The following is a 13,171-nucleotide window of genomic DNA, read 5'->3' as shown; positions in this document are numbered from 1 at the left end:
GTTATCTCAAGATGAGGCATCTGGTCTATTCCAACAGGAACAAAATTTGCCTTGTATAAGAGTATGTCTGCTGATTGTAATACAGGATAACCTAAGAATCCATAAGTAGAGAGGTCCCTGTCCTTTAGCTCCTCCTGTTTTTCCTTATATGTTGGAACTCTCTCGAGCCAGCCCAAAGGGGTTATCATGCTTAGCATAAGATGAAGCTCTGCATGCTCTAAGACCTTCGACTGAAGGAATATGGTGCACTTTTCGGGGTCTAATCCAGAGGCAAGGAAATTTATAAGCAAATCCATTGTGCTTTTCCTTATCTCAGATGGCTCTGCATATCCAGTTGTAAGACCATGCCAGTCTGCAACGAAATAAAAGCACTCGTATTCATCCTGAAGCCTGACCCAGTTCTGAAGGGCTCCAATAAGGTTTCCAATGTGGAGCCTTCCAGATGCCTGCATACCACTAAGGACCCTTTTCATCCCCAATATCCTCCCTAAAAACGAACCTACGAAACCTGTATACCTGAAAGAACCCTCTACATAATGACCTCTATTATAACCGAATTATTATAGGAATACATTTTGGGTGAGAAATCTGCTAATATAAAAGATATTTTCATGAAAAAGACTCTTGTCATACTGCCTACTTATAATGAGAAGGACGCCCTTCCCGTAGTATTGATAAAGATTCTCGGTCAGGAGGTTTTTGACATACTTATTATTGACGATGGCTCATCGGATGGAACGGCAGAGATTGCAAGACACTGGATGGAAGAAGACAAAAGGGTTAATCTGATAGAAAGGCACTCAAAGCTTGGTCTTGGCACAGCTTATCTTACGGGTTTTAAGTGGGGGCTTGAAAAGGGCTATGAGTGTTTTATAGAGATGGATGCTGACCTTTCGCATAATGCCCTTGATCTGCCGAGGTTTTACGATGAAATTGAAAATGGAGCTGAGCTTGTCATTGGCTCAAGGTATCTGTATGGCAAGGTAAGTGTAGCTGGGTGGAATTTCAAAAGGCTTCTTCTGTCAAAATTTGGAAATTTTTATGCCTCAAAACTGCTTGCAATGAACATCACAGACATGACAAGCGGATTCAGGGCTTTCAGCAAAAAGGCACTGTCAGCTATCCCCTTTGACTTTATTCACTCGGAAGGCTATGCCTTCCAGATAGAGATGGCTTATTATGTCAGAAGGGCAGGACTTAATGTCAAAGAGATACCTATAATATTTCAGGAGAGGTCTGGCGGATACTCCAAGATGTCAAAGAAAATAGTGAGGGAAGCAGTATGGCTTCCATGGAGGCTCAGGCTGAGAGAGCTCAAGGAGTTCATAAAAAAAAAGCTCCATCTTGGGAGCAGGGCATATTCAGGCAATAAAGAATAGGGTAGCGGTATGGTTAAAGGAAAGCAGAAACCAAAAAGAAATCTCTATGCAGTAATTATTGCCGGAGGGAAAGGCACGAGGTTCTGGCCACTAAGCAGGGAGGCATTCCCAAAACAATTCCTTCGGCTGATAGGACAAAGGACACTTCTTCAGGACACGATTCATCGGCTCTCTGATGAGATAATTCCATCCAATATCATGATAATAACAACTGCTGGGCAGAGGGATATAGTGGACTGGCAGTTAAGGGATATGCTTTCAGAGGTAAATTGCGTTATGGAGCCAGAAGGGAAAAACACTGCACCTGCCATTTCCCTTGCCGCATTTAAGCTCTATAAGAAATCGAAATCAGCCCTGATGCTTGTCCTTCCATCTGACCATTATATTGGCAATGCAGAGCTATTTAGAAACGCAGTCAGGTCGGCAATACCATTTGCCGAAAGAGGCAATATAATTACATTTGGCATAAAACCCACAAGGCCAGAGACAGGTTATGGATATATAAAGGTAGGTAGAGCTATAAAAGGCAATATCTATAATGTATCGCAGTTCGTAGAAAAGCCTAACCTCTTTACGGCAAAGGCATTACTCAAAGACAAAGGCTATTACTGGAACAGCGGGATGTTCCTATTCAGGGCAAAGGATATGATAGTAGAGGTTAAAAAACACATGCCAGAGCTTTATAAGTCTTTCTCAGGAATATCCCCTTACCTCAATACCCCTCAAGAGGACACTGCCCTCGGTAAGGCTTATCGATGGATAAAAGAGGAATCAATCGATTATGGTGTGATGGAGAAATCAAAGAGGGTTATAGTCGTAACAGCTGATTTTAAGTGGTCTGATATAGGAAGCTGGTCTTCGCTCTATGAGGTTTTAGATAAAGACAAGGCAGGAAATGTCCTTTCAGGCAATGTAGTAGAGGTTGGATGCAGGGACTCCATACTGTTTGGAGGTGAGAGGCTTATTGCGGCAATTGGGCTTCGGGACATGGCAGTTGTTGGCACACAGGATGCAACCCTCATTGTTCCCAAGGATAAGGTTCAGCAGGTCAAAGAACTGGTTGGAAAACTAAAGGCAGACGGCAAAGAGGAGTACCTTACGCCAAAGGTGGAGGAAAGGCCATGGGGACATTTCTCTGTCCTCGAAAAAGGTCCCTACTACCAGATAAAACATATATGCCTTAAGCCAAAGGCTAAGCTTAGCCTTCAGCTTCACAACCACAGGTCAGAGCACTGGGTAGTGGTTTCAGGGGTGGCAAAGGTTCAAAAAGGGCAAGAGGTCTTCCTTGTGCACAAAAACGAAAGCACATTTATACCGCCTGCTACAAAACATCGTCTTGAAAACCCGGGTCTTATCCCGCTTAAGATTATCGAGATTCAAAGTGGCGAACACCTTGGGGAAAACGATATAATAAGGTTTGAGGATAGCTATGGAAGACAAACAGGCTAAAAAGGCACGCTGGGTTATTATAACCCTCAAGATACTCCTGCCAGTGTTGTTCTTTGGGTATATGTTTGCGATAAGTATGAATTACTCATTGAACGACCCTGACCTCTGGTGGCACCTTAAAACAGGGCAGTATATTCTTAATAACTGGGAGGTCCCAGATGAAGACCCGTTTGCATATACAACACCAAGGCCTCTCGGAGAAGGTCAGAAGATAGGGCTCAGGGGTCATTGGCTTTCACAGATTATCTTCTTTGTCACATACACCATCGGAAGCTATAAAGGCATAGTCATATTGAGAAATGTTCTTACCATACTTCCAATGCTTTTCCTTTATCTATGGCTTATAGAGAAAGGCGTTAAGCCATGGACTGCCATTGTCGTTTCAAGTTTTTCTTCATTGATGTTTTCCATCCAGCTTTTTTATTCCTTTGAAAGGTCTCAGGGCATAGCCTTCGGTCTATCTATAGTCGTGGCTATAATACTTGACCGTCTAAGACAGCATGCAAAACATGGACATGAGGGCAATCTTGCCCGATTTGACCTTTCTTACTGGATGTTGCCTCTAATTATGGCTTTATGGTCAAACATACATGCAAGCTTTATAATCGGCAATGGGATGATTATGATTTATATGTTCTCCGAAGCCCTCGTTGTCCTTTACAGAAAGCTGAGGGGCAAAGGACAGGAGGCACCATACATAAAGGCACTCTTTATAGTCGGAGGGATTTCAGTTATAGCATCCTTTCTAAACCCGAATAAGTATAAGATTTTCCTAAATTATTTCTTTGGAATGGTATCCATGTTCTTTAAGGAAGTAAGCCAGAAGATTGGAGGCGGAGAAGGTGCTGCTGGAGGCTGGGTTACAGATGTTGTGCTTGAGTTTAAACCATTAATTTATTTCTACCACGAGTTAGGCTACAAATGGCTCCTGTTTTATTGGGCTTTCTCGGGACTGCTTATTGTCCTTTTGATATTCAAGTACTGGCAGAAAAGAAGTGTAGATATAGCTGAACTTCTTACAGTAGGTGTAGTTACATTTTTTGCGAACTATTATGCGAGGGGTCTGATGTTTTCCCTCGCAATACTGCCTTTTTATATGGGCAAGAGCCTGACCGAGATAAACCTGCCTCAGATTAAATTCAAGGTTGCCTTCAGGGCAGTAGTTATACTTATCCTTACGCTTTCTATTGGCTTCAGCACATACTCCTACAAGGCATCTCCATCTGTCTTTAAGCCCGGCATTACGAGTTCATGGGTATCTCCGTGGTATCCAGGAAGACTTGTGGAGTTTCTTCATGCGACTCAGATAGAGGGCCCTATGTATAATTTCTACACATGGGGAGGGTTCCTCATATGGACGCTTTACCCCAAATACAAGGTCTTCATAGATGGAAGGGCTCTGGATGATGTTGTCAATAGGACTGCCGATGCAATCCTTAAGACCTTCCCTGGCTGGCAGGAAAAACTCGATGCCTATGGCATAAACTTCATCGTAGTGCCTGTTATCTTTAGGGAGTCGGGACATATAATCCCAATTGCAGTCGAGCTTGTAAATAACGATAGATGGAAACTTGTATTTATAAAAAATAACAGCACCGTCTTCGTAAGGAATATCCCGAAGAACGAAAAGGTTATCAAGTCATTCGGGATAGACAAAAAATACATCTATTCTCACATCATAGAAGTAGAAGGCATCTTCCTTTCGAGCTCCCCCAATAACCCTGTTTTTAATCTTGCAATGGCAGACGCCCTTTTTGGATTAGGCAGGTATCGAGAGGCAAAGGCAATTTATGAGAGATTCCCTCAGGAAAGTTCTCATAAACTTCAAGAGCTGAAGGCATTAGGCTACTGAAATGTCTTTTCCGAAAAGACTGCTCGTCTTGGGGTTCTTCACTGCATTCTGCCTTTCCTTCATAGGACCTATTCAGGAAGGAGACTTGTTTTACCATCTGAGGCAGGGCGAGGCGATATGGCAGAGCAAGAGCCTGCCTCAGGGTTTTTCGACACAATGGCTTGGTCAGGTCATTATATTTCTTATATGGAAGCTTTTTGGCTTTAGCGGAATATCTCTGATGAGGGTTTCAGTCTATATGTCCATCCTGATATTTTTGTTTTTCTGGATGAGAAGGAAAGGGCTTTCCACCTTAGAGTGCATATTCTTTCTGCTTTTCCCTGCACATATGTTTATCTCATTTCCAAGCGAAAGGCCACAGATATTCAGTTTCCTTTTTTTCCCTATAACCATTTATCTTTTAGAGCTCCTAAGGCAGAACCCAAGAAGCAGGGCAGTATGGATGTTATTGCCCATTGTGTTTTTGTGGGCAAACATACATGCAGGATTTGTTATAGGCTTGGCAGTTGTCTGGATTTATTTTATATCTCAAGGTGTATCGTGCCTGAGGGGAAATGTGCCATTCAGGGCAGTTATTCCAACAGGCGTTATTGCCCTATCCTTTGCCATTTCCATTGTCTTAGTTCCTGAAAGAGCGACCTTTATACCTGACATGATAAGTTCATTTATCAGACCTGCGCCCTATATGAAGGGTATCCATGAATACCTTTCTCCCCTTACAGCTGCAATAAATCTTAAGGAGTATTACCCCTCTTACTGGATATTGCTTTTAATTGCCGCATACACCATTTTTAGAGGCATAAGGCACATGTCTTTAGAGCATACAGTTCTTATCGCCCTTATGGCAATTCTGCCTTTTAAGGGCATAAGGTTTATGCCCTTCTTTACCATGTTAGCTCCCCTTATTGCATTTAACCTTTCTCAAAAAGAGAGATTGAAAGAAAGCAAACCCTTTGTTTTTGGCTTTGGTGTTTTACTTGCACTGTGGCTTGCCTTTGTGCCTTTTAAGTTTCAGCTTGGAATAGGCAAGGAGTTCCCCCAAAATGCAGTTGGATTCCTAAAAGAGGTAAAGCCCCATGGGAAGGTATTTAATTATCATGGATGGGCAGGGTATCTCGAATGGTCTCTGCCTGAGGTTGAGATTTTTATTCCGGTAAGCAATATCCCCGAGGACATTGACAGGGCATACAGCTCTATCATATGGGCTGAAGAGACATCCGATAAAATTGGCTGGCAGAGCCTCCTCGATGCATACGGCGTCGGTGTGCTCGTGATACCCGGAATGAGCCCTGTCTCAGGAGAGATTTACTCCCTTATGGATGCCATTCAGGGAAATAAACACTGGTATTTGATTTACTCTGACGAGACTGCAAATGTCCTTATAAGGGATATCCCACAGAATCATGACATCATCAGAGGATATTTCCGTCCAAAGGCAAATATCTATCTTCAGATAATTGCTCAGGCAAAAAGGTACCTTAAAGAAAAAGGAGACAAGGCAGTGCTTTGGCGCACAATAGGAGATGCCGATATGAGGCTGGGTGATGTCAAAGGGGCAATGGAGGCATATAGAAATGCTAAATAGTCTCCTTAAGGCACTGTTATGCCAGAAAGCCTTTTTAGCCCTGCGCTAAGGGCAAATCTTACTGCCTCTTCAAATTCAGCCTTTGTTATTGTTCTGTCAAGCGGAGGCTCCTCGAATGCCTTATAGCATGGATGATACTGCTCCATGATATTTATATACGTGTTTTTAGAAATCTCGCTTGCTATGAAGGTTACGACCTCTTTGGTTCCTGCAATGCCTTGTGGAAGGACAAGGTGTCTTACCAAAAGCCCTCTTTGGGCTATGCCATCTTTGATTATGAGGTCACCAACCTGTCTGTGCATCTCCTTTATAGCAGTCCTTGCTGTCTCTGGATAGTCCTTTGCCTTTGAATATTTCTCTGACATCAGAGGGTCCCAGTATTTAAAATCAGGCATGTAAATATCGATTATGCCATCGAGGAGCTTTATTGTCTCTAAGGAGTCATAACCTCCTGTGTTATAAACTATCGGAAGATTTAACCCCTTGCCTTTGGCTATCATGATTGCCTTGAGTATCATAGGCATCTGATGGGTTGGTGTAACTAAGTTTATGTTATGACAGCCCATATTCTTTAGCTCAAGCATTATCTCAGAGAGCCTTTCAAATGATATTTCCGAGCCTTCTCCAAGATGGCTTATGCTCCAGTTCTGGCAGAAGATACAGCCTAAGTTACACCTTCCAAAGAAGATAGTTCCTGAGCCGAACCTGCCTACAAGTGGTCTTTCCTCTCCAAAATGAGGGCCATAGCTCGAAACATATGGCATATCCCCGGTTTTACAAAAGCCCCTCTCTTTAGCAGTCCTGTCTACCTTGCAGTTTCTTGGGCATAGATGGCAGGACTTGAGGATTTCCTCTAATGCCTCAAGCCTCTTTAAAAACTCTTTCTCTGCCAAAAGCACATAGGCAGGCGCAAAATCAACGGCTCTCATTATCTTATTTTATCAGATTCTCCATTAGCTATCCATCTACCCATTTGTAGCCCATTTGAAATAACTATCATAATTGTTATAATTATACAGGAGGTGTTAATTATGGCAAAAGAGTTAACGGCACTAAAGGTCAGAGGCAATCTTGGAGAAATCCTTGAGGAGGTGTATTACAAGGGTCAGGAATACATTATCAAAAGAGGCAAAAAGCCAATGGCTGTATTGATACCACCTGATGAGTTTGATAGCTTCAAGAAGCAGAGAGAAACAGACATGAAGGTCTTCGGCAGAATCAGGGCAAAGTCCAAGGCTTATCCAACAAAGGAAATTGAGGCAGATGTACAAGAGGCTATAAAGGCGGTCCGCAGGGGTGTATAGGGTTGTCATAGACACTAATGTCCTTATAATCGGTATCATCCAGAAAAGAGGATTCCCTTATGAGATTGTAAAGTTCTGGGAAGATGGAGCACTTGTTCTTATAACATCACCTGCAATGATTGAAGAGGCTAAAAGGGTATTAGAGTATCCAAAGATTAAAAAGAAGTATGCTCTCGGTGAAGATAGTATAAAACAGATTGTTCTGAACCTTTTGAGATACTCCATAGCATTAGATAATCCTCCGGCATTGAATGTTATAAAGGAAGACCCTGAAGATAACAAGGTTTTATCAACCGCCATAGGGGGCAGGGCTGATTACATAGTTAGTGGTGATTCTCACCTTTTAGACCTGAGGAGCTATAAAGGTATTGAGATTATAACGCCTAAGAGATTTTGTGAGATTATGAGAAAGTTGCAACCCCTTAGCCCCTAAGTCCCTGAGCAATCTCCTTTGCATGCCATGCAATTGACTTAAAAGCAGAGAGTATCTCGATGTAAAGAGAAGATGCCTTTGGAAGGCAGGTGCCTTCTATAAGCCTTTCTTCGTGCCTTGTCGAGAAATCGTTTGCGGTATTGGAGATGTTCGTCTCGGATTCTGCTATATAGCCTGCTACGATTCTGTTTCTTGCAAGAATCATGTCAGATGTGTTGGAAAGTATGTCTTTTGTTTTTTCGATGAGGAAGTTTATCTCATCCATTGCCTTGTCGCTAAAAAGTATGCCCTCATTAATCTTCTGAGCGACTGCATCTCCGACCCTTCCAATGCTGTCGGCAATCTTTCCAAGATGCCCTGCAACTGCTACATAAAATGCCGCATCAGGGTTGCTTTTCAAGTTTTCGATAAACTTCTCGGTAAGCGAGCCCTCTTCCTTCAAGATGCAACTTACAGTGCCCTTTATGCCCTCCATCAGCTTGAGGTTATCGTATATAAGTGCCTTCTGTATGGCATCCGACATATCTATGGTAGATGTCGAATGCTCATGCAGTCTCGTTATAAGAGCCTTAAGTTCCATAACCCCTCCCCTTTTTAATTATATCGTCTGAGTAGATTTTCCTTCAAATCACAATCTTTGTCAATACTCCATGTAGCTTTCTTGGAGGAAACTTATAGAACTGTATAAAAGGCGGGGTTATCCTCTTAATAAAGGAGAATAGCTTCCAGACTGGGCTTCTCGCAGAGATATCCTCAAGTCCATAGAAAACGACCCTTTCCTCAACCCCTGCCTCCCTCAGAATCTCCTCGACATTTATTACCTCCATATATCCCATCTGAATCTCAAATACCCTGAGTCCCGCTGAGAGGTCATCTTTAAAAAACCCTATGACCCCGAATGGGTCATCCCTTTTGATAATTGAAACAAAGATATTGTCCTCATAGATGACTCCGTGAAAGAACATTGTCTGAGTAATATAAAACGGAATTTTCTCTATGTCTCTGATGAGAAAAATCGCAGTGCCCTCGAGCCTTGCTGTTTTTGCATAAACCCTCCTGAATTTAAGAAGGAAATCCTCTAAGGGCATGAAGTCCATAGACTTATAAAGCCTTTTCTGGCCATTCATGTAGAGGATTATCATGAAAAGCGGTATCGATGCCAGTATCAATGACCAGAAACCTCCCTGTGGGAGCTTATAGAAGCTGGCAGTAAGATACGCAACATCTATTAATGCGACAGCGGCAGAGATACCTGAAAGAAGGGGTTTCTTTCTCAGGTAGAATATGACTGACATCACCGTTGCTGTCAGGGTCATGGCGCCTGTAACGGCAAGTCCATATGCTGAGGCAAGCCTGCTTGATTCCTTGAACTCCACCATTATGAATAGCACTGCAAAAAGCAGAAACCAGTTGGCAGAGCCTATATATATCTGAGACCTTCTTTCAGTCGATGTATAGTCCACCTTGAACATTGGCATGAGCCTCGTTGTTATTCCCTGATATATTATTGAGAACACACCGCTTATCATTGCCTGAGATGCGATTATTGTTGCTGTGATGCTCATAAACAGAAATGGGATATACAGGGCATTTGCATAATAAAAGACCATCTCAAAGAGGATGTTTTTTGCTTGAGGATGCTGCATGATAAACGCACCCTGTCCAAGGTAATTAAGGATAAGCGAAGGAAACACTAATGTCCATGCCTGTCTTATGGGCTTACTTCCTAAGTGTCCCATGTCCGCATACATTGCCTCAGAGCCAGTTGCACAGAGTATGATTTCTCCTAAGGCAATGAAGCCTGCAAATTTGTTTTCCATGAGGAACTTTATCCCCCAGTAGGGGTTTAGTGCCTTAAGAACCTCGGGTGCAGACATGATGCCTGCCGCGCCGATAATCGCAAGGGACGAAAACCATATGCACATTACAGGCCCAAATGCACCTGCCACTTTCTCTGTGCCTCTCCTCTGAAAGGCAAAAAGCAATATGGCAATCATAGATGCTATGAAAACTATAGAGCCTGTGGATAGTCCCTCGAGACCTGGTATGAGAAGTGCACCCTCTACAGCAGAAAGTATGCTTATGGCAGGCGTGATTACGCCATCTCCAATAAGAAGCGAAACCCCTATGATGGGCAGTATCCCGATGAGTGCAAGCCTCTTTCTTCCACCCACTGATGAAAAAAATATTTCCCTTAGCACAATCACACCGCCCTCGCCTCTTTTACTTAGGCTCATGGCAAGCCAGTTATACTGGATAGTTACAAGTGTTATAAGTGTCCAGACTATAATGGAAAGGACTCCAAGAACATTGTCATGCGTTGGTTTAAGCAAAAGGAATACTACCGTTACTGTGTAGATGGGAGAAGTGCCTATGTCTCCAAATACAAGGCCTAAGGACTGTATTATGCCCTTTATAGGAGAGTTCTTTTCAGACATCCCAATATTTTATACATGTGAGGCAAACTAAACAAGAGAAATAAGCAAACAAAAGTTCCCCCATTTTTTTGGCATTCGGTTTCGTTGATTGTCATTCTGGCTTGTCCAGAATCTTTCTTTAAGAAGGATTCCCGACGAGCGGGAATGACAAAAAGGAGACTTGCTCGCAAGAAGTTCCCTTCCTCAGAAGAGGGGATAAGTGGAGGATGAAATGGTTAGAGGTATTTTCTAATGATATCGAATAATAGGCTTTTAGTAGCTATTTTTTCGAGGGTCTCTTTTCCGAGGTCGCTGAGATGGGGTATGATGCCTATGACAGGCACAGGCGAAAGAACACTTATGACATGAGGGCTTGTCTCTTCTGCTTGCGTGCCTTGCGATGGGGAGCTATAGTTGATTATTATGCCTGCAATCTCGATGCCTTCCATTTTGGCATACCTGACTGTAAGCAGTGTATGGTTTATCGTTCCCAGAGAGGGCCTTGTCACGACAATCAGAGGAAGCCCCATATCTTTTATCATGTCTAAGACAAAGTAGTCTTTTTTTAAAGGCACAAGGAGCCCTCCAATGCCTTCTACGACAACTGCATCATATCTCCTTTTAAGTTCGTCAAACGCCCCTTTAATCTTTTCTGGGCTGATGTCTATGCCTTCCATCTCAGAGGCAGTCATTGGAGCCAAAGGCGCCTCAAGGCAGTATGGAACTATGTGGTTTATCCCTTCATCCATATGAGAGACATTTTTAAGGAATGTTCCGTCAGAAGGAATAAGCACATCTTTTTGCCTTATACAGCCTGTCTCAACAGGCTTCATGCCAGCAGTCTTAAACCCCAGTATGGAGAGTGCTCTTATTATAAGACCTGCTATAACGGTCTTTCCAACACCCGTATCCGTGCCTGTTATAAAGAAACCCCTTGACATGGTTTAATCGTAATATTTATTGGTGGATTATGCAAGCAGTCAATATTTAGCAGACCTTAACCCTCCGATAAGCCCTTTTAAAGCAGGCAGTAAGATAGCCTGCGGTAGGAATTAGTCATAAATATATCGCCTTTATTATTTTAGCGGTGAGCTTAAGCCTGTCTTTATCGCTGTCCTTAGTCAGTCCGGCAATAAGTGTCTTTAAGTCTTTTGCAGACCGACCTTCATGAGAGAAATTAAACACCTCTGAAATCTCTATATTCAAAGCGCCAGATAATCTTATAAAAGTATCAAGCGTAGGATTTTCTTTCCCTCGCTCTATACTACTTAAATATTTTGAGCTTATGCCTGCTTTTTCTGCAAGCCTTTCCTGCGATATGCCATTGGAACGTCTGAGTTCTCTTATACGCAGTCCTATAAGTCTTTTAACATCCATGACTCACTTCTAATATGGCTTTTAAAGGCAGAAATTAAAACAATCTGACACAAGAAAAATCTTGACAAATTCAGTCTAATAGATGTATAAATGTAGGCGGGAGATAGAAAACTAAGCACATATTCTGTCTGCCAGTAGCAATATAGACCTTACTGAGAGGGGTAAGGCGAAGCACATATGGAGGCTTAAAATTTTAACTTAATAAGGAGGGGCATTATGGTAAGCAAAAACAAGAACAAGGCAATGAGTTGTTTGGAAATAGTTGCCTAAGGAATATTTGAGTGGTCTAAGTTTAGACCCAAATTACCAGAAGGCAAAGGTTCAGCTTTGCACGATTTCAAAACAGGCATATGAGCAGGAACTGGCAATAGCTGGAAATTTTGAAAAGACCTCAGATTTTGAGTCCGCATTAGCTCATTACTCTGAGCTTAAAGATTTCCTCCAAATGCTTACCCAGTATAATTGTCTGAATTTTCCAACTATTAATGTGGGGCAGAAAATTACGGAGATGAAATCTGCTTCTTCTGAGAAGTATTACAAATTGGCGGAAGCCGCTTTTGTAAATGAAGACTACAGTAATGCCATTCAGCATTACAAGACCGCCCTTAAGTTCAATACTCCCTATAAAGACAGTACAGAGAAAATAGCAGAATCTTTTTATAGGATTGCACAAAAAGCCGAAAGCCAGAAAAAGTTCCGTCTTGCGGCAAATAATTATGTGAATTGCAGTGACACAGTAAAAGGCTATAAAGATGCTCCTCAAAAGGCAGTTTCCTTATATTATTCCCTCGGTAAATATTTCCTTACTAAAGGGTTGTGTAGAAATGCCTATAATGACTTCAATGCGGCAAATAAAATCAATCCTGATTTCAAGGACTTAAAAGTAGCGATGGATGAAGCAGATACATGTTCCATCACTAAGGTTGCTTTTGTAAGAATTGATAATCCAACAGGTAGAGATATTGCAGGAGCATCAATGGGCGATTTTATCTTCGATGAGATAAAATCTAAGATCCAGCAAAGAAAAAGCAGATTCATTCATGTTATGGACAGAGAAGAACTGGAGGCTATTTTAGGTGAACAGAAATTAGGAATGGCAAGGATTACAGATGAATATAGTACATTCAAGACGCTGAAAGGGGTTCATTATTTACTTTTTGGGAAGTTGACACAGGTTAACTCTACCCATAAGGGCCCTGAAAACAAGCAGTTCACAACAACTGGTAAACAAGGGTATACCTGCACAAAACCTGACAGTAAAGGGCAGATGCGTGAGTATCTATGTTTTAGGGATATAAAGGTGTCCTTTACAGAGGTTTCTGAAAGCATTTCCGTCGCATTAGCAGGGTCAATTAAGGTTCTGTCCGTCTCATCT

13 protein-coding genes are annotated in these 13,171 nt (G+C 42.2%); 7 read left to right on the top strand and 6 right to left on the bottom strand.

The genetic code is table 11. From position 1 onward, the window contains the following. Window positions 1-473: tryptophan--tRNA ligase (locus HY805_03705; protein ID MBI4823320.1), on the bottom strand; the 473-nt coding region annotated here is incomplete at its 3' end. A gap of 138 nt (window positions 474-611) precedes the next feature. Here HY805_03705 and HY805_03700 point away from each other — a divergent pair. The 4 genes from HY805_03700 to HY805_03685 are packed head-to-tail and all read left to right on the top strand — an operon-like array spanning window position 612 to window position 6,265. Further along, window positions 612-1,379 (top strand): polyprenol monophosphomannose synthase, encoded by a 768-nt coding sequence (locus HY805_03700; protein MBI4823319.1) that lies wholly within the window; start codon window positions 612-614, stop codon window positions 1,377-1,379. 9 nt (window positions 1,380-1,388) lie between these two features. Next, window positions 1,389-2,828: a mannose-1-phosphate guanylyltransferase/mannose-6-phosphate isomerase gene (locus HY805_03695; protein ID MBI4823318.1), complete on the top strand. Its 1,440-nt coding sequence runs from the start codon at window positions 1,389-1,391 to the stop codon at window positions 2,826-2,828. Then, window positions 2,809-4,680 (top strand): tetratricopeptide repeat protein, encoded by a 1,872-nt coding sequence (locus HY805_03690; protein ID MBI4823317.1) that lies wholly within the window; start codon window positions 2,809-2,811, stop codon window positions 4,678-4,680. Before HY805_03695 ends, HY805_03690 begins: the two co-directional genes overlap by 20 nt. 1 nt (window position 4,681) lies before the next feature. Beyond that, window positions 4,682-6,265, top strand: coding sequence for a hypothetical protein (locus HY805_03685; protein ID MBI4823316.1), 1,584 nt, complete (start codon window positions 4,682-4,684; stop codon window positions 6,263-6,265). 5 nt (window positions 6,266-6,270) lie between these two features. Here the strand turns inward: HY805_03685 and HY805_03680 are convergent, their stop codons facing one another. Then, window positions 6,271-7,194, bottom strand: a complete 924-nt coding sequence (locus tag HY805_03680; protein ID MBI4823315.1) for a radical SAM protein — start codon at window positions 7,192-7,194, stop codon at window positions 6,271-6,273. 102 nt (window positions 7,195-7,296) lie between these two features. On the opposite strand from HY805_03680, the gene HY805_03675 reads away from it, so the two are divergent. Together HY805_03675 and HY805_03670 are read left to right on the top strand one after the other, a co-directional pair. Then, window positions 7,297-7,569: a type II toxin-antitoxin system Phd/YefM family antitoxin gene (locus tag HY805_03675; GenBank protein MBI4823314.1), complete on the top strand. Its 273-nt coding sequence runs from the start codon at window positions 7,297-7,299 to the stop codon at window positions 7,567-7,569. Next, on the top strand, window positions 7,562-8,002 hold the full coding sequence (locus HY805_03670) for a putative toxin-antitoxin system toxin component, PIN family (protein ID MBI4823313.1): 441 nt from the start codon (window positions 7,562-7,564) through the stop codon (window positions 8,000-8,002). The genes HY805_03675 and HY805_03670 overlap by 8 nt, the downstream gene beginning before the upstream one ends. On the opposite strand, the gene HY805_03665 is transcribed toward HY805_03670, so the two are convergent. From HY805_03665 to HY805_03650, 4 genes are all read right to left on the bottom strand, one after another. Beyond that, on the bottom strand, window positions 7,992-8,582 hold the full coding sequence (locus tag HY805_03665) for a hypothetical protein (GenBank protein MBI4823312.1): 591 nt from the start codon (window positions 8,580-8,582) through the stop codon (window positions 7,992-7,994). The two genes, HY805_03670 and HY805_03665, sit on opposite strands and share 11 nt — an antisense overlap. A 43-nt stretch (window positions 8,583-8,625) precedes the next feature. Continuing rightward, complete coding sequence (locus HY805_03660) at window positions 8,626-10,440, bottom strand: KUP/HAK/KT family potassium transporter (protein MBI4823311.1); 1,815 nt, start codon at window positions 10,438-10,440, stop codon at window positions 8,626-8,628. Window positions 10,441-10,655: 215 nt separating this feature from the next. Beyond that, window positions 10,656-11,360, bottom strand: coding sequence for a dethiobiotin synthase (gene bioD / locus HY805_03655; protein ID MBI4823310.1), 705 nt, complete (start codon window positions 11,358-11,360; stop codon window positions 10,656-10,658). 115 nt (window positions 11,361-11,475) lie between these two features. Continuing rightward, on the bottom strand, window positions 11,476-11,796 hold the full coding sequence (locus tag HY805_03650) for a helix-turn-helix transcriptional regulator (protein ID MBI4823309.1): 321 nt from the start codon (window positions 11,794-11,796) through the stop codon (window positions 11,476-11,478). 262 nt (window positions 11,797-12,058) lie between these two features. Between HY805_03650 and HY805_03645 the strand changes: the two genes are divergently transcribed. Beyond that, window positions 12,059-13,171 (top strand): hypothetical protein (locus HY805_03645; protein ID MBI4823308.1); only part of this gene is annotated, 1,113 nt, incomplete at its 3' end.

The sequence above is a fragment of the Nitrospirota bacterium genome, from assembly GCA_016207905.1.
Lineage (GTDB): Bacteria > Nitrospirota > Thermodesulfovibrionia > Thermodesulfovibrionales > JdFR-86 > JACQZC01.
The sequence above is the reverse complement of the archived record's forward strand: the minus strand, read 5'-3'. Positions and strand labels throughout refer to the sequence as shown.